We start from the raw sequence: 22,394 nt of genomic DNA on the forward strand, positions 1-22,394 counted from the left end.
GAATCCCAAAGGTTGCATGCTTGCGCCGCGAGAGGCTTTGAATAGGATGCAACAGGGTTCGTCTCATGTCACAGGCGGAAGAAAGCAGGGTGCTCGATGCACGTGAAGAAACAATCACCAAGATCCTCGCGGCGAAGCGCAAAACGGTGGGGTTCCGCGGGGCTTTTGCTTTTGTCCGGATTGCTCCTCACGGGCTGGGGGACCGTAGCCGAGACGCAACCCGTCGGAGTGCGAGAGGCCGTGGCTCCGGAAGCGCTGGCTCCTCCCAAGAAAGAGGTGGAGGTTCCGTCGGCGGAATCGCGAGCCGTGTTCGCGGGGGGGTGTTTTTGGTGCTCCGAGGCGGACTTTGAAAAGGTCGAAGGCGTGATCGATGTGCGGTCGGGCTACACGGGTGGCCCTGAACTCGATCCAACCTACGAGCAAGTTTCCCGGGGCGCGACGGGGCATACCGAGGCGATCGAGGTGGTCTACGACCCCAGTCGTGTCTCGTATGAGAAATTGCTTGAAGTTTTTTGGCGATCGATTGATCCGACCGTCAAGAATCGGCAGTTTTGCGATCGGGGTTCACAATATCGCTCCGCAATTTTCGTGTCGGACAGCACCGAGAAGAAACTCGCAGAGAGTGGAAAGGCAAAGGCCGCCAGCACCCTTCGTAAACCCGTTTTTACCGAGATCGAAATGGCGACCAAGTTTTACCCGGCGGAGGAGTACCATCAAGACTACTACCTGAAGAACCCCTTGCGTTATAAATACTACCGGTTCAATTGCGGCCGAGACCAGCGGCTCGCTGAACTCTGGGGCGACCCGGCCGCGAAGTAGTCGTCCCGTCAGAAAGGTGGAGTTTCCGAGTCGACGTCCTTCTTCTTGGCGACCGCTTTTTTGCTGGCTGCTTTTTTCTTGGCTGCGCTCTTCTTCGTGGTGCTCTTTTTTTCGCTGACCTTCTTGCTGGCAGATTTTTTCTTCGCCGTCTTTTTCCTGGCGGCCGTCTTGCGCCCCTTTTTCTTTTTCGGATTGTTCGCGTCTCGCTCGCGTTTGTCCAGAATCCGCTGGGCTGCCTCGGAAGAACTGATCTTGGCGGGGTCCATATCCTTTGCGAGTGTGGCATTGGTTTCGCCATCAGTCGCATAGGGGCCGAACCGACCGTCCTTGATCTGGATGGTCGCTCCCTCGAGTTCAAACACATTCTCGAAAGTCTGGATCGGCGGCTTCGCGACACCCCGGCCCTTTTTTCGCGGCTGCGCGAGCAGGAAGCGTGCTCTGGCCTCATCGACGAGGAAGGGGTCATCGCCTGGTTCAAGGCTGCGGCTTTCCTTGCCGGCTCGCAGGTAGAGTCCGAATTTCCCGTTGTAGAGGAGGATCTCCTCGCCCTCGAGACTATTGCCGCAGGGACGTCCTGCTTTCAGCGTCAGAAGCTGGAGCGCGACTTCAGCGTTCACGTCTTCCGGCTTCATCTCCTTCAGAAGGGATGCGAATTCCGGTTTTTCCTCCGAATCGGTGCTGCCGCGCTGGACGTAAGGGCCGAACCGTCCGCTCTTCAGGAAAAGAGGCTGGCCGGTCTTGTCGCAATAACCCAGAGGCTCGTCCTTGCGTGCCCCGGCATCAAGAATTTCGGTTGCGACCTGTTCGGAAAGCTCGTCGGGTGGCAACTCGGTGGGAATATTTCCGCGAATCTCTCCGGCCTCGAGGTAAGGTCCGTAACGGCCGACTCTCAGGGCGATCGGTTCATCACGATAGGTCCATTGCGTGTCGCCCGCGAAGGGGAGGGGGAATCGACAGATCTGTGCCGGGTCGATATTCTCCATGCCGGCTTCGATCAGGCCCGATAGTCCCTTGCCTCCTTGTTCTGACCAGAAGTTCTGCAGATACTTTTGGGGATTCTGATTGCCTCGCGCGATCTCGTCGAGGTCGTCCTCCATTTTTTTGGTGAAGCTGTATTCCACCATGCTCGCGAAATGGTCTTCCATCAGTCGGACGACGGCGAATGCTGTCCAAGTCGGTACCAGCGCCTTGTTGCGGCGGAAGGAATAGGCGGCTTGCTGGATTCTATCGATGATCGACGCGTAGGTACTGGGCCGTCCGATCCCTCGTTTTTCGAGTTCCTTGATCAGGCCGGCTTCGGTGTATCGGCCAGTCGGCTGGGTATTGTGTTCCTCGGGCTTCAGTTCCTCTGTGGTGACCGTGTCTCCGACCGCGACGCCGGGCAGGATCGTCTCCTTGGTGCCGGCCGGATCGACACGCAGGAATCCCGGCTTGTCGATGACCGTGCCACGAGCTTGATAGAGCGCGGGGCTGGCATGGTCTTCCTGCACCTCCAGAATAACTGTTCTCCCGGTGGCCGGCTTCATTTGGGTAGCGATCGTGCGTTTCCAGATCAGATCGTAGAGGCGGCTCTCATCCTCGCCGACCTGACGCCCTACCACCTCGGGGGCTGTGAAATCGGCAGGTCGGATCGGCTCATGTTCGCCGCCGGCATCACCTGACATCGACCCGAAGTTTCGCGGAGCGTGCTCTTCCTTGCCGAATTTTTCTGCGATGACGTTCCCGATTGCCTGCATGGCTTCTGGCGCGAGGAGGTAGTTGTCGGTTCGTACGTACGTGATGAACCCCTTTTGGAAGAGAGCATTGGCCGAGCGCATGGTGCGTGCGGGCGAGAAACCCAGCCGATTACTGGCCTCCTGCTGCAGTCCACTGGTGATGAATGGAACGGGCGGCTTTCGTGAGTACGGTTTCTCTTCGAGCGAAGACACCTGAAAGCTCGCCGCCGAAAGTCGTTTCTCGAGCTCGGTAGTGGCATCGACGTCGAGAACGCGAAGGTTGCCGGCATCGGACCTCAGCTTGCCGTCGTCGCCGAAATCCTTGCTTTGTGCGATTGCCTGACCTCCGAGGCGAAGGAGTTTCGACTCGAAGGTTTCCCCCTGCGGTGTCCGGAAAATTGCATCCAGATCCCAAAAGGAGGCGCTGACGAAGATCAGACGTTCCTTTTCGCGGTCGACCAGAAGACGGATAGCCACCGTCTGCACGCGACCGGCCGAGAGACCTTGTGCGACTTTGCGCCATAACAGATTGGAGACCGGATAGCCGTAGAGGCGGTCCACCAGCCGGCGCGTTTCCTGCGCCTCGACCAACTGCGTATCGAGTTCCTCGGGGGCCTCGATTGCTTTCAGCAGTGCGCTTTTGGTGATCTGTCCCAGCCGTAGTCGCTTCACGGGTACGCTTTTTTTCGGCTTCAGAACCTCGAGCAGATGCCAGGAAATTGCCTCCCCCTCACGGTCGGCGTCAGTGGCGAGATAAAGCTCGTCGGCGTTTTTCAACTCGCGGGCAATTTCTCGCATGGTGGCCTTTTTCCCCTCATCGAGAACGTAAATGGCCTGAAATCCCTCCTCGATTCCCGTCACGATCTGTTGCTTTTTCTTGTCGGCGGGCACCTGACTCGCCTTGCTGGGCAAATCTCGGATGTGGCCGACGCTGGCAAGTACCACGTAGTCCTTACCGAGATACTTCTCGATAGTCTTGGCTTTCGTGGGTGATTCTACAATGACGAGTCGTTTGGGCATATTCCTTCCGGTCGCGGTTTCTTACAGGACCGCTTTCGGGGCCGTATACGGTTAGTTTGCCTCCAGTTGCAAGCGCTGCAACCGCGGGGTGTCAAAATTGCCGGCAAAATTTTGCACTCTCTGGCCGCCCGGGCCGGGCTCGCTCCACAGGTGATTCCGCCTGCGACCGGGAGCGTTTTGGCTGTTTGGCCACTTTCATGGGCGGGTGTTTTGGGGCCGCCGGGAACGGTCAGCCCCGACTTGACGGGTTGAGGTCCACATAGCACGGTCCTGTGCGGCAATGACGCCGCGATCGGAGTAAATGAAATATGGGAATTCTTGACGGCAAAGTAGCAATTATCACCGGTGCCGGTGGCGGCCTGGGCCGCGCACACGCGCTGGCGCTGGCGAAAGAGGGCGCGTCGATTGTGGTCAACGATCTTGGTGGCTCTGTCGACGGGACGGGTGCGGGCGGCACGATGGCCGATCAGGTCGTCGCCGAAATCGAGGCTGCCGGCGGCAAGGCCGTGGCGAATCATGGCAATGTGACGCTGGCAGAGGATGCCGACTCGATGGTCGCGACTGCAGTGCAGAGCTTTGGGCGACTGGATATTCTCATCAATAACGCCGGCATCCTGAGGGATAAATCCTTCAAGAAGATGACGGAAGAGCTCTGGGATCCGGTTGTGGCGGTTCATCTCAAGGGAACCTACCAACCGACGCGAGCGGCCTACCAGCATATGCTCGAGTCGGGCACCAAGGGGCGGATCATCATGACCAGCTCGACCTCGGGTCTGATCGGCAACTTCGGCCAGACCAACTACGGCGCAGCCAAGGCTGGAATCGCCGGTTTCATGCGTTGTCTGGCGATCGAGGGAGCCAAGGCAGGGATCACGGTGAACGTTCTGGCACCCAACGCCTACTCGCGGATGACTGCGGACCTCTTCCCCGAGGGTTCCGAGGAGCATTTTGCGCCCGAGAAGGTTTCGCCGGCGATCGCATGGCTGTGCTCCGAGGACGCGGCCGATATCACCGGACGGCAATTCGTGATCAGCGGGAATCGGGTAACCCTTTTGTATCCTGCAGGATTCAAGATCGCCGATCGCGCTGGTGATCCCTGGAGTGCCGAGGAAATTGGTACGAAGATTAGAGAATCGATGGCAGATTGGCCGGAAGCGGCCACGGTTCCCAAGCTCGTTTTTTGATCTCCGGGAGTCCGGCGGTCATCCTGATCGTCGGACTCTTCGCGGCTGTCTTCCGCTCTCGGCTTGCGTAGGCGGATAAATCGCTTACATTCTGCAGGTAATGGATGATTTCGATACTGGAACGGGCCGAGATCAGGATTACGATATCGTCGTTCTGGGAGGTTCGTTTTCGGGCAGCACACTTGCGTTGCTGCTGCGGCGAAGCCACCCGAACGCACGAATTCTCGTCCTCGAGAAGTCGGCCGAGTTTGCCCGCCGGGTAGGCGAATCCACGTCGGAAGTCGCAGGATGCTTTCTGACGCGGATACTCGGCCTTTCGAATTATCTTGGCCGAGAGCATTTTCAGAAACACGGCCTCCGACTTTGGTTCAACGAGGCTGACAATCAAGACCCTGCCTCCTGCTCCGAGCTGGGACCTCTGAGTCAAACGCGGCTGCCCACCTACCAACTCGACCGAAGCCAATTGGACCAGCATCTGCTCGACCTGGCCGCGACCGAAGGTTGCGAGGTTGTTCGCGAATCCAAGGTACTGGACTTTGACCTTGGCGGATCTGCCGGGAACACTGTGTGCTACCGCAAGGATGGCGAAGTGATCACGGTGCGTGCGGGGTGGATTGCCGACTGTTCCGGCAGAGTGTCTCTGGTTGCTCGACAACGCGGAACTCTCGAGCCGACAACCGAGCACCCCGTGCATTCGATGTGGGTGCGCTTTCAGAATGTCCGAAGTCTCGATTCCGAGGAAGTCTTTCGAGCGGCGCCGTTTCTTCGCGAGAAGGCTCTGGTCGGGCGGGGCAGCGCCACGAACCATCTTATGGGTCATGGCTGGTGGAGTTGGGTGATTCCGCTCGCCAATGGAGATGTCTCGGCCGGTGTGACCTGGGATGAGAGATTGTTCGAGCCGCCGGAAGCCTCCGACGTTGCCGAACGGGTCCGGAAGACTTTGCTTGGTCACCCGATCGGGCGTCTGATGTTCGAGGACGCAGTGCCTGTGGAGGGGGACGCGAGGAGCCTGAAGAATCTCGCTTACCGCACCACCGAGGTCTGCGGCGAGGGGTGGGCATCCGTAGGTGATGCGGCTGGCTTCATGGATCCTCTGTATTCGCAGGGTCTCGACTATTGCGCACACGGAGTTTTCGCAACGCATAAACTCCTCAGCCAGGCGCTTGATGGCAACCTGGAGAGTGGGGATCTCTGCCGCCACAACCAGCAGTTTCAGGAGTCCTATGACCGCTGGTTTCATGCGGTCTACGAGAATAAATATCAATATATGGGAGATGCCGACCTGATGCGTGCGGCCTTCTTGCTGGACATCGGTTGTTATTTTATCGGACCCGTCCAACTCGTCTACCGACTCCCGGACGAGGAATTTGCGAATATGCCTTACGCCGGAAAAATAGGCGCGGGCGTGGCCAAGTTCATGACCTTCTACAATCGCCGTTTGGAGCGCATCGCGCGGAAGCGTCTACAGGCCGGAACCTACGGCAAGAACAATTTGCGCCGCCGTGATCTGATCTCCCGCTCTTTCGGACCGGGGCTCGGTGGGTTCCCGCACGTCGCACGCGGGCTCCTGCTCTGGATGCGGCTGGAATTGGAAACCGCCCGTCTGCCGGCTGCGGAAACCCTGGTGGTGCCGGCAACGCAGCAGGCCTCTCCGGCAAGTTCCTGACGGGACTCGCGTCCATCCACGCGTCCAGCCGGGTCGATGGTATTGGACCCATAAGCCGAAGCTCTGGCTGAGGAGGAGTTGATGCCTGCTATTCGACTTCGACCTGAACCTCGTTGCGGCGCAGGAACCAGAGGGTCCATGGCGGATCGTAGCTGGCCATCTTCGCTTTGGTGAGGGGGCGCAGGCCCTCCTTGTCGATCCACGTGGAGAGCTCTTTTGCGTGCCGTTCCATCTGCTCTGGTGAGTTCAGGCCGCTATACTGCAGACTGACCTGCCGTTTGGCGGGTAGTTCGCGCAGGGTGACGTCGGGGTTGGTTGGTTCGGGCGCATTGGCGAGAGTAATCTCTTCGGGCAGGATAAAGGCCATCCACCAACCTTTCTCGGTCTCTTCCTGAAGGACCGGCGCTGTCATCGCGATGCTGCGGGAACGCTCTTCCTGGAGGACCGGGGCCGTCATCGCGATCTGTTCTTTTTCGCGGTTGGCACCGAAAATGTAGCCCGCGAGCCGGCGAAAGCCTGCGCTGCCAGCCTGATCATAATCTTTTTCGACGAAAGTCTCGGCGATCAGTTGCGGCTGGTATTGCCGGAGCTCGATTCTGCCGTCGCTTTTGAGCACCTCATGAGGCGGTTCGGGCGAGGTTCGAACGCCGACCAATGAGCATGCGGCCAGAGTCAGACTGCTGCAGATTGCTGCGATTGTTTTTTTCATGGGGCCTCCAGATGCAATCTTAGCATATTCCGTGTCCGCTTGTGCACGTGGACTTGAATCGCTTGGGGCCATCGCGATAGGCATCCGGCCTATGGATCGATTACAGGCTATTCGGGAACTGACGGCAGAGGGCAAGGCGTATGAGCTGGTTCCTGCCCAGGCTTGGGGCCGCTCGATTCGAGTCTTCAGGGCTGCGCCCCCGCAGTTGCGAGACCTTTACGAGGCGGCCCGCAGTGACCTCCCCTTTCTGGTCTACGGCGAAGAGCGTTCGAGCTTCGAGGAAGTATGGCAGGAGTCCTGCAAGTTGGCGCATTATCTGGTGAATGATTGCGGGATTGTTCCGGGTGATCGGGTCGCCATTTCCATGCGGAATTACCCGGAGTGGGTCACCACCTTTATGGCGGCAACTTCGGTTGGTGCGATCGCGGTTGCGATGAACGCACTTTGGCAGCCCGAGGAGATGGCCTACGGATTGCGAGATTCCGGGTCGAAGGTTCTGTTTTGCGACGAGGAGAGACTGGCCCGGCTGGGCAAGCAGTCCGAGAAATTCGACGAGTTGCGAATTGTCTGTGTCCGCGCCGCGTCCGCGCTTGATTGGGCGACGGTTCGTCTGGAGGACGTATTGATGTCGGGGTCGCTGGACCAAATGCCCGAGACTGCGATGCAGCCGAATGACCCCGCGACAATTTTCTATACCTCGGGTTCGACAGGGGCGCCGAAAGGGGTGGTCTCGTCGCATCGGAATATCGTGAACGCCCTGATGTCCTGGGAACTTGATGCTCATGTGGCGGCCCATCTGGCGGGCCGGACGATATCGCCCCCCGACAGGCAGGCGGCGACGCTTCTGGGGGTGCCCTTGTTTCATGTCACGGGCTCTCATGCGGTCTTTCTCTCCAGCTATCGTTCCCAACGTCGCATGGTCGGTATGCATAAATGGGACGTGGAAGAGGCTGCGGCCCTGATCGAGCGTGAGCGAATCTCAACCCTCGTGGCGCCAGCCGCCATGACGGGTGATTTGGTGGCTACTGCCATGACCACGGGGCACGATCTGAGTTCTCTCGATTTGGTCGGTGGTGGCGGCGCTCCTCGCGCGCCCGAACAGGTCCGAGGGATCGACAAGGCTTTCAAGCGTGCCAAGCCCAATACTGGCTGGGGGATGACCGAAACGAATGCAATCGGGACCGGAATTGCCGGCCGCGACTACCTCGAGCATCCCGAGAGTTCGGGGCGGGTGTCAGCCTTGCTCGACCTGCGAATCGTTTTGGATTCGGGTGCAGAGGCAAGCCCGGAAGAGCGCGGTGAACTGCAAGTTCGGGGCGCGTCGGTCTTTCGCGGATATTGGAACCGCGACGATGCCAATGCCGAGACGTTCGATGGTGAATGGATGCGCACGGGGGATGTCGCCTATCTCGATCCGGACGGCTATCTGGTGATCGTCGACCGGATCAAGGATCTGGTCATTCGAGGCGGCGAGAATATTGGGTGCGGCGGTGTCGAGTCTGCCTTGTTGGAGCATCCGGATGTGGTGGAGGCGAGTGTTTACGGTGTACCGGACGCGCGCCTGGGCGAGGAGGTCGGCGCGACGATTTATGCCACTGGCGGCCTGACCGAGGACGAGATCCGCGATTTCCTCTCCTCGCGACTTTCTCGTTTCGCGATACCCCGTTATCTCCGATTCGTGGCTGCGCCGCTCCCGCGAACGGCATCCGGGAAGATCCTGAAACGTCAATTGCGGGAACTCGCGTTGGCGGATCTGGCGTTGTCGAACTGAGCAAATTGTTTTTTTAGATGCTACGGTTTTTCGTGAGATTACCAATTTTTTGCACTGGAAAACCCGGATTCGGAAAAGGAGCATGATGTGGCTGGACTTAAAAATACGGATGAAATGTTCGATCTCAGAATGTCGGAAGAGGTCAAGCCGCTTTTTGAGAAGGTGAAAAATTTCATTCAGGACGAAGTTGTTCCGGTCACTGATGAATTCTTCGCGATGGGCGCCGATCGCACCGAGCGTTGGGCTTGGGCGCCGGGCCAGCTTGAGCTCCTCGATAGTGTGAAGGCCAAGGCGAAGAAGGCGGGCTTGTGGAACTTCTTTTTGCCGGACGATGAGACCGGTCAGGGTCTGAGCAACCTTGATTACGCATATATTGCAGCCGAGCTCGGTCGCACGCCTCTGGCGTCCGAGTGCCTGAACTGCTCGGCTCCGGATACGGGGAATATGGAAGTGCTGGAGCGGGTCGGGACGCCGGCTCAGAAGAAGCAATGGCTCGAGCCTCTGCTGAACGGAGAGATTCGCTCGGCGTACGCCATGACCGAACCGGATGTCGCGTCCTCAGACGCAAAAAATATTGCTTGCCGCGCGGAACTCGATGGTGATGATTGGGTTTTGAACGGCGAGAAGTTCTATATCTCGGGTGCGGGAGACCCTCGCTGCAAGATCATGATCTGTATGGTGCAGACCAATGACGACGGGCCCCCTCATCTGCGTCAATCCCAGATTCTTGTTCCCACGGACGCTCCAGGCTTTGAAGTCCTCGGTCCGATGCACGTTTTCGGAAAGGATGACGCGCCTCACGGGCATATGCATATTCGATTTACGGATTGTCGTGTCCCCCGAGAGAATGTTCTGCTCGGGGAGGGGCGAGGATTCGAGATCTCGCAGGTGAGACTCGGCCCGGGACGTATTCACCATTGCATGCGGTCGATCGGCGCGGCCGAGCGGGCGATCGAGATGATGGCCAAGCGAGGACTTTCGCGCGAGGCATTTGGCAAGAAATTGGCTCATCTCGGACGCAACACCGAAGTTCTGGCTCAGTCTCGGATCGAGATTGAAGCAATGCGGATGATGGTGCTCAAGGCGGCGAAGGCCATGGACGTGCTCGGCAATTCCGAGGCCCGCGTTTGGGTCAGCGCGGTGAAGGCGATGGTGCCTGAACGGGTCTGCAAGATTATTGATGAGGCAATCCAGATCCATGGTGGTGCCGGTGTCTCCCAGTGGACGCCTCTCGCCGAGATGTATGGCGCTCAGCGCACCCTTCGCCTCGCAGACGGTCCGGATGAGGTTCATTGGTTCGTGGTTGGCCGGTCGGAACTTTCCCGTTGGACGCAGGAGGAGGTCGCCGCATACGATCCGAAGAACGCCTATCTGAGCCGAGCTTCACAGACTTCTTCCGGACAGGATTGACCCAGGTGGCGAGGTAGCACCTTGGCCGCCTCGGACCTGAAGGAGATGGTGGCCGCCGTGCAGGGCGAATGCCTGCCGGCGGTATGGTCTCGCGGGGTCTCTTTGGCGCGGCGAAAGGCTGTGGCTGGGGAGTCTCGAGGCGGGGCGGAGTGGTCTTTCCGCGTTCGCTTGCCGAATGACACAATCGCACCCCGGGTCATTCTTTATCCCGAGGATCAGGAATGGGATTGCGACTGTGACGGCCCCACCGACCCGTGCGAGCACGTCGCAGCATGTGCGATCATGGCCGGGGATCCGATCTCGGCCGAGGAACTTTTTTCGGATACCGCCCGCATGCGGTCGATTCGATACGAATTTCGCAAGGACAAGCGGGGCTTGCGTCTTGATCGCCGTCTCATGGCTGGCGAGCAGTCCCGCGAGATCGAGGCTTCTCTCGAAGAACTGCTGAGCGGTCCGGATGCGAATCCGGATTTTGAGCCAAGCGAGTCCGATATTCGCATCGATCTTCTTCTGGGCGGTGATGGCGGATGGGTTCCCCGAGATCGGCTGGGAAAGATTCTGAGGTCGCTCGTCGGGGTGGAGGAGGTTTTTGTCGAGGGTCGGAAGGTCCGTGCTTCGACGACGCCGGTTCGGCCCAGTGCGACGGTCACCGATCGCGGTGGCGATAGCGTGGAGTTGCGGATCGAGGTCAGCCCGGAGGTTTCCGATCGACTGGCACCGGGATTAGTTTGTGTGGGAGACACCTTGCGGCCAATGGCCGAGGGCCTTCGTTTCGGCCAGAGTTGGGAGGCGCTGCCGTATCGGAGGCGATTTGGTCCTGATAAAATAGGGGATCTGGTCGAGCGTATTCTGCCGGCACTCGAGAAGGAGTCTGATCTTCATCTCGCAGCAAAGAATCTGCCCGCTCGTGACAATCACCTCGAGCCCTGGATTCAATTTACTTTGGAGAACACGGATCAGGGCCTCGATGTCTTGCCGCGGCTGGTTTACGGACGTCCTCCGGTGGCGAGGCTCGAGGACGGAAAACTTCGATTGTTCGGCAAGGTTGCTCCGGCCCGGCGCGCTGCCGCCGAGAAGAGCCTCATCTTGCGCTTGCGGTCCGAACTGAACCTCGTGGACGGGCGTTGGGCGCATTTTTCTGCGGCCGACGGGGCACGCTTTCTGTCGGAAATTCAATCCTTCGACAGCACGAGCAACGGCGCCGCGGCGGGTGGGGCAGCCGTCCCGGCCATCGATTTGGTGCCGCGTGTGCTGGCGGGCGAAGGCTCGGATCCCGACGAGTTCGCTGTCGTTTTTCAGGAGTCGGCCGGCAGAACCAGCGCCCCGGAGAACGCGGTGGATGCAGAGGTTGTTCTGTCCGCCTGGCGGCAGGGTTTGGAAGTGGTCCCTCTCCCGCAGGGTGGTTTTGGGAAGCTGCCTTCAGGCTGGCTGCGAGAGCAGGGCCTGCTGCTCGAGGACTTTCTCGCCGCGAAGGCGGCGAACGACGGCGCGGCACCCCGGTCTGCGATTACCTTGATGCGTGGGCTTTGCGAAGTTCTGGACACGCCTCCTCCCTTCTACTTACGACGGGATTCCGACCTGGCAGGGCCGTCGGCGCGAGAGGGTCCGGATCTGCCATCTGGATTCCGAGGCATATTGCGCACCTACCAGAGCGAGGGGGTCGCATGGCTGGAGCGCTTGAGAGAGGCCGGACTCGGCGCTGTTCTTGCGGATGATATGGGCCTCGGCAAGACGGTGCAGGCGTTGTGCGCGGTTCGCGGACGGACGCTGGTGATCTGTCCCCGCAGTGTGATTCATAATTGGGTGCGCGAAGCGGAAACTTTCGTGCCGGGAAAAACAGTCTGCCTCTACCATGGTCCCCAGCGAGATCTGGTCGCGGCCGATCTGACCCTGACCACCTACGCCACCTTGCGGCGGGACGAGGCGGTTCTGGGCGAGGTTTTTTGGGATTCGATTGTGCTCGACGAAGCGCAGGCCATCAAGAACCCGGATAGCCAGTCCGCTCGCGCCGCGTATGCTCTGCAGGGGAAATTTCGGCTTTCCCTCTCGGGAACACCGGTCGAGAATCGACTCGACGAGCTTTGGAGCCAGATGCATTTCACCAACCCCGGTTTTCTGGGTGGCCGGAGCAGTTTCGCGGACCGTTACGAAAAACCGATTATGGCCGGGGATGGGGCCGCGATCGAGCGACTCCGAGATCGTCTCGAACCTTTTCTTTTGCGTCGACTCAAAAAAGACGTTGCAGCTGACCTCCCGCCAAGGACGGAAACAACTTTATTTTGCGAACTCGATGCCGACGAGCGCGCCCTCTATGAAGCTCTCCGCAGCGTTGCGCGGGGAGAGGTGACGCAAAAACTGGCTGCCGGCGGAAATGTCCTGAGTGCATTCGAGGTGCTCTTGCGCCTGCGGCAGGCGGCTTGTCATACGGGTCTTCTTCCGGGCTCCGAATCGCAGCGCTCTTCAAAGGTCGAGGCGTTGGTCGGGGCATTGGGGGATGTGGTTTCTGGTGGTCATAAGGCATTGGTATTTTCGCAGTGGACCCAATTTCTGGACCGAATCGAGTCCAGTGTGGCAGGTGCAGGGCTATCTTCGGTCCGCCTCGACGGCAGCACGCGTGACCGTGCGGCGGTCGTCGATCAATTTCAGAACGATCCTGATACTTCCGTATTTCTGATATCCCTGCAGGCGGGTGGGTCGGGACTTAATCTGACTGCGGCGGATCACGTTTTCCTCATGGATCCATGGTGGAACCCGGCCGTCGAGCGGCAGGCGGCCGACCGGGCCCATCGCATCGGACAGGATCGTCCGGTGATGGTCTACCGTCTGGTCAGCAAGGACACGGTCGAGGAGAGAGTTCTGGCTTTGCAGGAACAAAAGCGCGGACTGGCCGACGCGGCCCTCGCGGGTGGTGGGCTCCAGGGAGCGGCCGTGAGCCGCGCCGAGATCCTGGGATTACTTGCCTGACGGCCGGGTCTGCTTATGCGCGCGGAGCCTCGGGTGCGCTTGCACGAAACTCCCCGAGAAGGCCGCCGACATGGTGATAGTGAACGGATACGAAACCCGCCTTTTCGAGGTCCGCAACAATTGTCTGGGGGCCTGCGAGTGTCGATATGCTCTGCCAGAGGTGGTCCAACAGGCGCCCCGCGGCCGGGTTTCGGCAGAGAAGGCTGCAAAAGGGTGGGCCGATGGTGGTCAGCAGCGTTCGTGCGAGGATGCGGCGCGGTCCTCGTGCCGGCACGATCATTTCCAGAAGAAGGAGTTTCCCTCCGGGCTTGAGGACACGCAGGATGTCGACGAAAGCGGAATGGCGCGGTTCGGCGTATCGCAACGCGTAGGCACAGACGACCGCATCGTAGGAGGAGTTGCCTGCAGGTATCGCTCCAAATGAACCGCTTCGAACGTCGCGAACGCCGGCTCTCGAGGCCAGAGTTCGCATTTCGGGGGTGGGGTCGATCGCGAGGATGGATGGCGAGTCGGGGAAGGCCTGCTGCGCTGCGATCGCCAGAGAGCCGGTGCCACACGCGAGGTCGATGACGCGCGCCTGAGGGGCAAGATCGAGAGTCTGCAGCGCTCGCTTGCGGTACCAATTGCCGCTCCCCGCACTCATCAGCAGATTAAGCCTGTCATAGACGGTAGCACCATCACGATAGACAGCGATTGCTTGCGCCTGTTTGCTCGTTTGCGTTGCGGGAGATTTTTTTTGCGACTCCCCTTTGAAGTTGACGCTCGTCTCGTGCAACGCCTCTGAGTCCATGGGCTTCACCGGTGCAAAATTTCGAATTTGATGCCTGCGTTTTTCTGCAGACGATCGATCAGGGGGTCGCCCATGGCAACGGCGGTGGTGAGGAATCCGGCTCGGTCGGGGAGGCTGTCGATTGCGAGACATACTGCTGTTTCCCCGAGCATCTTGCTCGTGGAGCCATAGCCGGGGTCACGATCTCCGGTGAGTCGGACTTCCAGATTCTTGGCAGGGTCGATCGGGTGGACGCCGAGAAGGCGGACCTTCCAATAGCCGGATTCTCGTTCTTCGATGCCGGGGCCTTCGCCAGGCGCGGGAAGTCTTTTGGCGAGAAGCTTGCGAAGCGGGGGAATCGACAACAGGCCCATGCTCAAGCCGGAACCGACGCTGGTTCCGGCCGCCCGCAGGAGACCCGTCGGGCCCCCTCCCGCCAACATTGCTTCATCGTACCGAAAGTCGGGGCCGTAGGCTTGCTCCAGAAGTGCGTTGCTCCGTCTCACAACCTTGGTGTTCACCGCGGCCATGGGGAACGGCGCCAACCACTGCGAGAAGCTCTCGTCGTACCGGGGGACTAGTGATTCCGGTTCGTCGGCGCCCTTGGGGGATCCCTCCGGGTCGAGTGCGTATGGAGCCTGGAGCAGCTCTCGGAGTCGATCGTCCGTCTCGGCTTCCTCCATCATATGGAGCAAGCTTGCCACAGTTCCCCCGCTAAACCCGCCTGAGAAGTCCTCGACTCGAAGTTGAATGCGACTGCAGGGCACGCCGTGCTGGCGGCTCATCTCGGAGTGCATGAAAAATGCGCCGAGGTCCGAAGGGATCGAGTCGAACCCACAGGCATGTACGATTCGAGCACCGGTGGTCAGGGCCTGAGCCTGGTGTTCGTTCATCATCCGCACCATCCACGGAATCTCGGCCGTCAGATCGCAATAGTGCGTGCCTCTCTCGACACAGGCGCTCAGCAGCAGCGAACCGTATTTCGCGTACGGGCCGACCGTGGTGCACACCACTTTGGCCTGCGCGGCAAGCCGGTTCATATCCTTGGCTGAATTGGAATCCGCTTCCAGTCGCGGCACTTCGCACCCGCCGGTGCCCAGGCTGGTCGCAATTTCCTTCAACTTTCCGGGGTTTCGACCGGCAATCGCCCAGCGCAATCCTTCGTTGATTCCGTATTGCCGGAGCAGGTACTCGGCGACCAGTTTCCCGGTAAAACCGGTTGCGCCAAAGAGAATGATGTCGAATTCACGTTCGTTCGCTGCCATGGACCGCCCCCATCGGTAATCATAGCGCAACTTGGGGGCTATCGGGAGGGTGTCCCCGGACTGACTGAATGTCCGCTTGAGGCTGGGCATTGATCTTTCCTCCGGGGATCGAATTCTCTATGAGGACCGGGTGCGAGACTATCGGAACGAAAGCTTCTGGTTTGCGAGCGGGGACATGGATCTCTCCCCGAGACCGCCTCTGCAAGGATCGCTGCGCGCGGATGTCGTGATTGTCGGCGCCGGTTTCAGCGGACTCTGGACGGCCTACGCTCTCAAGCAACGCAATGCTGCTTTGGATGTTGCCATCTGTGAATCCGATATCGTGGGGGCCGGGGCTTCCGGCCGCAACGGAGGCTGGTGCATGGGAGCGTTGTCCGGCTTGCCGGGCCTGCTGCTGGACCCGGAAGTTGGACCCGCCGCGATTCGGCTGCAGCATCGGCTGTTCGAGACCGTCGATGCGATTGGTGTCACCATCGAGCGGGAGAAAATCGATTGCGATTTTGTCCCGGGTGGTTCGCTGGGTTTGGCGAGCTTGCCCGAGCATCTCGAAGTACTGAAACATTCCGCGCACTCGTTTCATCAGGCCGGATTCAGCGAGGCCGATTTTCAGCTCCTCGGTCCCGAGGCTTGCGCGACCAGAATTCGGAGTCGCGATTTTCTTGGCGCGCTTCTCTCCACCCATAGTGCGGTGCTGGACCCGGGCAAGCTGGTTCGAGGCCTGGCGCGCGCGGTTGAGCGAATGGGCGTGCGGATCTACGAGGACTCACGTGCAACGGGGCTGACGTCGCAGGAGGTGAGGACCGCGGGTGGCTCGATCCGTGCGGAAAAGGTTGTGCTCGCGACGGAGGGCTACACGCCCCTGGTTCCAGCCCATAAGCGGCGTCTGGTTCCCATTCATTCGATGATGATCGCGACCGACCGAATCGCGCCGGAAATCTGGGCGGAGATCGGGCTGCAAGGTCGAGAAACCTTCGCCGACAAACGTCGGGTGACAGTCTACGGTCAACGAACTGCGGACGATCGAATCGCATTCGGTGGACGGGGCCTCTATTTTTTTGGCTCCAGGGCCCGAAGCCGTTTCCCGGCAAATGATGCGGCGTTCCCGGAAGTGCATCGGGCGATGCTCTCCCTCCTGCCGCAACTGGCGGAGACACCGATCGCTCATCGCTGGGGCGGGCCTTTGGGAGTTCCCCGTGACTGGCGGCCGGCCTACGGCATCGATCAGCGAACCGGTATTTCCTTCCTCGGGGGGTACGTCGGCGAGGGCGTCGCGGGGTCTCATCTGCTCGCACATGGGTTGGCCGACCGTTTGCTCGGTGTACCCAATGAATTGGAAACATTCCCCTTTCTGCACAAGGAGTTTCCGAATTGGGAGCCCGAGCCACTGCGTTGGCTCGGTGTATCGTTGGTTCGACGGATGGCGGAGCTTGCGGATGAGGCTGAATTCTCGGGTGGCCGAAATCCTCTGGCGGCGGGCATTTTTACCAAGTTTTCAGCCCGCTGATTCCGGACGAGGACGCTTGCGGTGCCCGGGCTCCGTGAGGCCATCTGCCGGGTTTTTGGCTTTGTTTGGGCCCGGGCGCGACAAATGGGTTTTCAAAGGCTAAGATCCCCTCTGGTTCCTGACAACGAGCGTCGGCATCGGCTCCAGCATGCCTCGTCGCTCAAACAGAGTTCGATGGGAATTGAACCGCATCCACGGACTTTTGAGAGACGCATATGGACACGATTGACCCTTTCGCCGGTGTACCGGCCCCTCTGCGCGCGGCAATGCTCGCTCGCGGCTTTGAAAAGCTGACTTCGGTGCAGGAGGCTGTTCTTTCAGCATCCTCGGCCGGCAGGAATCTCCGAATCTCGTCGCAGACCGGTTCGGGCAAGACGTTGGCTCTCGGTCTGCGTCTGGCCGACGACTTGCTCGAGGAGCAGTCAGGAGCGGCCTCCGGCCCGCGCGTCCTGTTGATCACGCCGACTCGTGAGCTGGCGGTTCAGGTCGCCGGGGAACTGAAATGGCTCTTTGCACAGGTGCGTGGGGTAGCTGTCGAAGTGGTCACGGGTGGTTCCGATATCGGCCGCGAGCGTCGAGCGTTGCGCAAGGCGCCATGCGTTCTGGTGGGCACCCCCGGTCGACTTCTGGATCATATGCGGACGCGAACCCTCAACTGCGGTTCGATTCGACAGGTCGTGCTCGACGAGGCGGACCAAATGCTCGACATGGGTTTTCGCGAGGAACTCGAGGCCATCCTTGAGGGATTGCCCGAGGATCGATGCAGCCATCTGGTTTCGGCCACTTTCCCGGCTGCTGTGAAGCGGCTGGCCGATCGTTTTCAGCAAGATCCACTGCATGTCGAAGGTACCCGTCTAGGCGAGGCGAATGCAGATATTCAACATGTCGCGCACCGCATTCGTACCCATGAGTTGGAGCGGGCCCTGGTCAATGTTCTCCTGCATGCACGTGGTGAAAGGGTGCTGGTGTTTGTTCGACGTCGGGTCGATGCCACAGAATTATCCGAGCGACTTTCCGCCAACGGCTTGGCGGCGGCACCCTTCAGTGGCGACCTGAACCAGACACAGCGGACTCGTACCTTGAATGCCTTCAAAAACGGCGAGCAGGATATCCTGATCGCTACGGATGTCGCGGCGCGCGGGATCGATGTCCCCGAGATCGGTATGGTGATTCACGCCGATGTGCCGACCGACGTGGAGAACTATACGCATCGCAGTGGCCGGACGGGACGTGCGGGCCACAAGGGACGCAGTGTCTTGATGGTACCGGTTCAGGCGCAGAACCGGGTGCGGCGAATTCTTTCCTCCGCGGGCGTGGAGGCCCAATGGCAACCAGTTCCGAGCCCGGCCCAGATCGAGAAAAGGTATACCAAAAAATTTCGCCGAGATTTACACGCGATTCTGGCGGATTCTTCGCTGGTGTCCGAGAAGCAAGTGGCTTACGCCAGCGTGTTGCTCGAACAGCGCGAGCCCGCCGAGATCATCGCCGCTCTATTGCAGATGGCCGAGCCGCAGCCCGCGCTCAAGGGATACTCCGTGGAAGAAGTCGCCGAGGGCTCAAGCGCCGGTGGCGCCGGACGTCGTCGACGATCGGCCCCGGGGTCGTTCCAGGGGTTCGAGATCAATTGGGGGAAGCAAAAGGGAGCCACCGCCAGTCGTATTTTGTCCCACCTCTGTCGGCGAGGGAATCTGAGCAGCGCTGAGGTCGGCGCGATTCGCATTGGCCCATCGTCCAGCACGTTCGAGATAGCCACCGCGGGGGCGGATGCCTTCGAGAAAATATGTCGTCGGCCGGATGATCGAGATCCCAGCGTCCGCATTCGACGACGCAAGGGGAATGCCGAAGCGGAGCACAGTGGTCGACCCAAGCAGCATCGGAGCAAGGGGCGAGGCGCTTACGGAGAGCGAGCGGCGAAAGCCAGAGCGGGCGGGCACGGCAGTCACGGCTAGTTCGAGCTGGAACTGCCTTTTCCCGAAAGGTGCACCGGAAAGCCTTCGGGTTCGCTCGTGACCAGTTTTTCGAAGATCCTAACCATCGTTTCGACTTGCGAGATGGGGACTGATTCTCGGGATGTATGGGCCATCTGAATAGAACCTGGTCCCATCACGACCCCCGGGATACCGGCGCGAGCGAACACGCCAGCGTCTGTCCCGAAGGCCACTTCGGCAGGCTCCGCATCGAGAGCGAGCGCTCGCAAGACTGCCGTGGTTCCTCCGATTGCCGGGCTCGTGGCAGGAGCATCGAGTGGCGGCTTTTCTTCCTGGCAGGACTCCACCACAACTTCGAGGGCGAGACCGGCTGAACGGAGGGCCGCTTCGAGTTCGGTGCGCACAGAGTCGACAGTCTCGTGGGGGAGCGTGCGCCGGTCCACCCAAAACCGCGCCTCGTCAGGCACGATATTCGGCGCCTGTCCGCCCTGCACGACGCCGATCGAAAGAGTCGCCGCACCGAGTTGGGGGTGGGGGGCCTGGGTGAAGATTTTCGCGCTCTCCTCGATCGCCAGAATTGCCCGTGCGAGGATGACGATAGCGTTTTTGCCGAGTTCTGGCTCGGAGCTATGACAGGCACGCCCGCGAGCACACAGTCGGGAGTGCACGACTCCCTTGTGAGCGTGAATGAGCCGGAGGTCGGTGGGTTCGGTGGCCAAAACCCAATCCGGTTTGCGGGGGCCCAGATGCGACAGCACGTCGGCTACGCCGATGCTCCCCAACTCTTCGTCAGCCTCTCCTACGATGATCACGTTGCGTTTGAGGCGACCGGCTTGGAGCACGGATGGCAAAGCGGCGAGAAGCGCGGCCATGCCAGCTTTTGTGTCGCAGGAGCCGCGGCCAAAGAGGCGATCGTTTTCAATGGCAGGGTCGAAGGGGGGAATCTCCATTCCGTCGACGGGCACGGTATCGAGATGGCTCGCGATCAAAACGGTCTCGGCCTTCGCGTGGGCGTGCGCTTCGGCCACGACGCTTGTGCGCCCGTCGCGCCCGATCAGAGAGCTGTCGAGTCCCATCGAGCGGAGCGTTTCGGCGACGTATTCGGCAAGATTGTGTTCGCCGACGATATCCCCGGGCAAGTCGCTGCGATTCATCGGGTTTACGGATGGGATCGCGACCATCTCGCGCAAATGGCGAACGCACGAGGCGATTTTGGCTGGAGCTGTCATTTTGATTTCTCGGTTGTAGCCGATCGCGACCTTTTCCGGAAAACGTTTTCTTGAAGTCCGGATTGGCGCCGTCTGCCCCGAACAAGTATCCCGACAGGATGAGCGAACTCGTCGAAATTCATGGAACCTGCGACCCCCGTTTTCAGCGGGTTGCTGACATCTTTGCGCAATCTTTCGCCTCGGGCGACGATTTGGGCGCCTCGGTCAATGTCACATGGGAAGGGGCTCCCGTGGTTGATCTCTGGGCCGGTTTTGCCGACGAAGAGCGCACCCGGCCGTGGATGCGGGATTCTCTCGTCAACGTTTTTTCGACGACCAAGGGGATGACGGCGCTATGTGCATTGCGCCTGGTCGAAGACGGGCTGCTGGATCTCGAGCAGCCAGTGGCGCGGTATTGGCCGGAGTTCGCTGCTGCGGGCAAACAAGAGTTGCCAGTGCGGTTGCTGATGAACCACCAGGCCGGTCTGCCGGCGATCGGTCCCCTGATGGAACCGGAGTCCCTCTATGATTGGGAAGCGATGGTGGGAGCTCTCGCAGCGCAGGAGCCCTGGTGGGTGCCGGGGACCAAGCATGGTTATCATGCGATCAGTTTCGGGTTCCTCGTCGGCGAATTGGTCCGACGGGTGACGGGACGCAGCGTGGGTACTTATTTTCGCGAGGAATTGGCCGGGCCGTTGGGGTTGGACTTCCATATCGGTCTCCCGGAATCCGAGGACCATCGGGTGGTTCCTCTCGTCGAGGGCCCCGTGCATGAATCCGAGGGCCCCAATCTGATGGAAGCGATTTTTGCTGATCCTGAAGGCATGCTGGCAAAGGCCTTTCTGAACCCCCCAATCGATCCGACGGCCATCGCTGACCGGGATTGGCGCGCAGCCGAGATACCCGCAGCAAACGGCCATGGCACAGCCGCAGCTCTGGCGCGGATCTACGGGATACTGGCGACCGGCGGAGAGGCGGACGGGGTGCACGTGCTCTCGCCGGAAACGATTGCTCGCGCGCGCACCGAGGAGAGTTATGGTCTCGATGCCATCCTGCCTCTGGTTTCTCGATTCGGGGTGGGGTTCGCGCTACCGCCGGCCGAGGAACCGACTGGCCCAAATCTGCAGGCTTTTGGCCACGCGGGGATGGGTGGTTCTTACGGACAGGCGGATCCGGAGTATCGAATGGGCTTTGGCTATACGATGAATCTGATGCACACAGGTTCTTGGCTCGTCGATCCGCGCCCCAGAGCCCTGCTCGGAGGCGTTTACGAGTCATTGGACGCAGTGCGCGGGTGAGAGATCGGTCGGTACCGCGCTTTGCGGCTTGCGTGAGGAGTTTATTGACCAGACTCCGGTCCTGATGGTAAAATAGGGACGGGCGAAGGTTGATGGTTCGTCCGTGAAATCCATGGAACAAACTCTCCCCCAAGCCTCGCAGAACGAGGCCCCGACAGATGCTCGAGCCACGCGAGCCTCCCGCATGTTCCCCGGCTCCCCGGATCTGAGCGCACTCGCGAGCACGGATGGCCGACTGTGGCGTGATGTTCGTCGCACTCTGGACGCTCGTTATTCGAGGATCTGGATGGATATTGCGGGCCGGTATCTTTGCATGTTCAGCCTTTTGGCGATTTCCTGCGGAATCGCTGCGGGGTGGGGCAATGGTGTGGGTCTTCTACTGGCACCGGTGTGGGCGGTCGGCATGGGCTTTTGGTTCGCGACGATCGTCCTGTTCATGCACGAGGCAGCACATTATAATTTGGCAAGCGACAAGGCCCGGAACGATCGACTCGCCAACGGTTTGGTATGCCTTCTGATCGGCGACGATATCCGCCACTACCGGGCGTTGCATTGGAAGCATCACCTCAAACTGGGCGAGGTCGATGATTCGGAAGTGTCGTACCATTATGCCCCGGATTTGCGGTTTGCCCTCGAGACACTCTGTGGTGTTCACGCGTGGCGAGTGTTTCAGAATCACCGCGCCCGGGGTGTCGGGAATACCTCGGAGGAGGGCCAGGTCCGAGATCGTTTCGCCCTTGTGCGAGGTCTCTCCTTCCACGCCATGATTCTTGGTTTTCTGATTGTCTCGGGTTTCTGGTCGTCGGCAGTGGCGTGGGTTCTGGCGGTCGGGGTTGTTTTTCCCTACCTGTCGGCCCTCCGTCAGCAGTTGGAGCACCGATCTCTTGACGCCGGTTCCCGCGAGGATTTCGCACGCAAGCCCCATGGCGCCATCAATCGAATGTTTGCTCGCACTGTCGGAGCGCGAGCGTTCGGGAGTGCTGGATTCTGGCGCCACCTCCTCCACCATTGGGATCCAACGGTCTCCTACACGCGCTATGACGATTTGGAGGATTTCCTGATGGGGACGCCGCTGGCTGAGGAGATAGACGAGGCCCGCACCTCGTATCTGACCGTCTGGCGGGGGCTTGTGCGCCAAGGTGTTCCCGAGGGAGGCTGAATCGA

Annotated in this window: 15 protein-coding genes; 10 read left to right on the forward strand and 5 right to left on the reverse strand. The window is 60.1% G+C overall.

All coding sequences use genetic code 11. The features are described from left to right. Positions 1-171: 171 nt before the first annotated feature. Positions 172-819, forward strand: a complete 648-nt coding sequence (msrA, locus tag P8K07_02345; protein ID MDG1957363.1) for a peptide-methionine (S)-S-oxide reductase MsrA — start codon at positions 172-174, stop codon at positions 817-819. A gap of 8 nt (positions 820-827) precedes the next feature. On the opposite strand, the gene topA is transcribed toward msrA, so the two are convergent. After that, positions 828-3,554: a type I DNA topoisomerase gene (gene topA / locus P8K07_02350; protein ID MDG1957364.1), complete on the reverse strand. Its 2,727-nt coding sequence runs from the start codon at positions 3,552-3,554 to the stop codon at positions 828-830. Positions 3,555-3,862: 308 nt separating this feature from the next. On the opposite strand from topA, the gene P8K07_02355 reads away from it, so the two are divergent. Then, positions 3,863-4,738 (forward strand): SDR family oxidoreductase, encoded by an 876-nt coding sequence (locus P8K07_02355; protein ID MDG1957365.1) that lies wholly within the window; start codon positions 3,863-3,865, stop codon positions 4,736-4,738. A 100-nt stretch (positions 4,739-4,838) separates the two neighbouring features. Further along, a complete protein-coding gene (locus tag P8K07_02360; protein MDG1957366.1) occupies positions 4,839-6,404 on the forward strand; it encodes an NAD(P)/FAD-dependent oxidoreductase in 1,566 nt (521 codons plus the stop codon). Between the two features lie 88 nt (positions 6,405-6,492). On the opposite strand, the gene P8K07_02365 is transcribed toward P8K07_02360, so the two are convergent. After that, positions 6,493-7,113: a heme-binding protein gene (locus P8K07_02365; protein ID MDG1957367.1), complete on the reverse strand. Its 621-nt coding sequence runs from the start codon at positions 7,111-7,113 to the stop codon at positions 6,493-6,495. A gap of 91 nt (positions 7,114-7,204) precedes the next feature. Here P8K07_02365 and P8K07_02370 point away from each other — a divergent pair, with 91 nt between their 5' ends. From P8K07_02370 to P8K07_02380, 3 genes are all read left to right on the forward strand, one after another. Continuing rightward, a complete protein-coding gene (locus tag P8K07_02370; GenBank protein ID MDG1957368.1) occupies positions 7,205-8,884 on the forward strand; it encodes a class I adenylate-forming enzyme family protein in 1,680 nt (559 codons plus the stop codon). Positions 8,885-8,998: 114 nt separating this feature from the next. Continuing rightward, entirely contained in the window at positions 8,999-10,294 is a 1,296-nt protein-coding gene (locus P8K07_02375) for an acyl-CoA dehydrogenase family protein (GenBank protein MDG1957369.1), read from the forward strand. Positions 10,295-10,315: 21 nt separating this feature from the next. Then, a complete protein-coding gene (locus P8K07_02380) occupies positions 10,316-13,258 on the forward strand; it encodes a DEAD/DEAH box helicase (protein ID MDG1957370.1) in 2,943 nt (980 codons plus the stop codon). Positions 13,259-13,271: 13 nt separating this feature from the next. On the opposite strand, the gene P8K07_02385 is transcribed toward P8K07_02380, so the two are convergent. Both P8K07_02385 and P8K07_02390 read right to left on the reverse strand, forming a co-directional pair. Continuing rightward, complete coding sequence (locus tag P8K07_02385; GenBank protein ID MDG1957371.1) at positions 13,272-14,048, reverse strand: class I SAM-dependent methyltransferase; 777 nt, start codon at positions 14,046-14,048, stop codon at positions 13,272-13,274. A gap of 5 nt (positions 14,049-14,053) precedes the next feature. Then, a complete protein-coding gene (locus P8K07_02390; protein ID MDG1957372.1) occupies positions 14,054-15,382 on the reverse strand; it encodes a saccharopine dehydrogenase NADP-binding domain-containing protein in 1,329 nt (442 codons plus the stop codon). Here P8K07_02390 and P8K07_02395 point away from each other — a divergent pair. Further along, entirely contained in the window at positions 15,369-16,796 is a 1,428-nt protein-coding gene (locus P8K07_02395; GenBank protein MDG1957373.1) for an FAD-binding oxidoreductase, read from the forward strand. The two genes, P8K07_02390 and P8K07_02395, sit on opposite strands and share 14 nt — an antisense overlap. A 215-nt stretch (positions 16,797-17,011) precedes the next feature. Continuing rightward, positions 17,012-18,745 carry a DEAD/DEAH box helicase gene (locus tag P8K07_02400; GenBank protein MDG1957374.1) on the forward strand — a complete coding sequence of 578 codons (1,734 nt, stop codon included), beginning with the start codon at positions 17,012-17,014 and terminating at the stop codon, positions 18,743-18,745. On the opposite strand, the gene P8K07_02405 is transcribed toward P8K07_02400, so the two are convergent. Further along, the gene (locus P8K07_02405; GenBank protein ID MDG1957375.1) at positions 18,742-19,953 is read right to left on the reverse strand and encodes a M20/M25/M40 family metallo-hydrolase; all 1,212 of its coding nucleotides are present in this window, start codon (positions 19,951-19,953) and stop codon (positions 18,742-18,744) included. The two genes, P8K07_02400 and P8K07_02405, sit on opposite strands and share 4 nt — an antisense overlap. Positions 19,954-20,051: 98 nt before the next feature. Between P8K07_02405 and P8K07_02410 the strand changes: the two genes are divergently transcribed. Together P8K07_02410 and P8K07_02415 are read left to right on the forward strand one after the other, a co-directional pair. Continuing rightward, on the forward strand, positions 20,052-21,230 hold the full coding sequence (locus P8K07_02410) for a serine hydrolase (protein MDG1957376.1): 1,179 nt from the start codon (positions 20,052-20,054) through the stop codon (positions 21,228-21,230). 112 nt (positions 21,231-21,342) lie between these two features. Further along, positions 21,343-22,389, forward strand: a complete 1,047-nt coding sequence (locus P8K07_02415; protein MDG1957377.1) for a fatty acid desaturase — start codon at positions 21,343-21,345, stop codon at positions 22,387-22,389. The last annotated feature ends 5 nt before the right edge of the window (positions 22,390-22,394 follow it).

The sequence above is a fragment of the Candidatus Binatia bacterium genome (genome assembly GCA_029248525.1).
Taxonomy (GTDB): Bacteria; Desulfobacterota; Binatia; order UBA12015; family UBA12015; genus UBA12015.

Excerpts from the sequence above, each read along its gene's own strand:
- P8K07_02355 (MDG1957365.1), top strand. The coding sequence starts at position 3,863 with ATGGGAATTCTTGACGGCAAAGTAGCAATTATCACCGGTGCCGGTGGC.
- P8K07_02390 (MDG1957372.1), bottom strand. The coding sequence starts at position 15,382 with ATGCCCAGCCTCAAGCGGACATTCAGTCAGTCCGGGGACACCCTCCCG.
- P8K07_02370 (MDG1957368.1), top strand. The coding sequence starts at position 7,205 with ATGGATCGATTACAGGCTATTCGGGAACTGACGGCAGAGGGCAAGGCG.
- P8K07_02365 (MDG1957367.1), bottom strand. The coding sequence starts at position 7,113 with ATGAAAAAAACAATCGCAGCAATCTGCAGCAGTCTGACTCTGGCCGCA.
- P8K07_02405 (MDG1957375.1), bottom strand. The coding sequence starts at position 19,953 with ATGACAGCTCCAGCCAAAATCGCCTCGTGCGTTCGCCATTTGCGCGAG.
- P8K07_02385 (MDG1957371.1), bottom strand. The coding sequence starts at position 14,048 with ATGGACTCAGAGGCGTTGCACGAGACGAGCGTCAACTTCAAAGGGGAG.
- P8K07_02360 (MDG1957366.1), top strand. The coding sequence starts at position 4,839 with ATGGATGATTTCGATACTGGAACGGGCCGAGATCAGGATTACGATATC.
- P8K07_02400 (MDG1957374.1), top strand. The coding sequence starts at position 17,012 with ATGGACACGATTGACCCTTTCGCCGGTGTACCGGCCCCTCTGCGCGCG.
- topA (MDG1957364.1), bottom strand. The coding sequence starts at position 3,554 with ATGCCCAAACGACTCGTCATTGTAGAATCACCCACGAAAGCCAAGACT.
- P8K07_02415 (MDG1957377.1), top strand. The coding sequence starts at position 21,343 with ATGGAACAAACTCTCCCCCAAGCCTCGCAGAACGAGGCCCCGACAGAT.
- P8K07_02410 (MDG1957376.1), top strand. The coding sequence starts at position 20,052 with ATGAGCGAACTCGTCGAAATTCATGGAACCTGCGACCCCCGTTTTCAG.
- P8K07_02375 (MDG1957369.1), top strand. The coding sequence starts at position 8,999 with ATGTTCGATCTCAGAATGTCGGAAGAGGTCAAGCCGCTTTTTGAGAAG.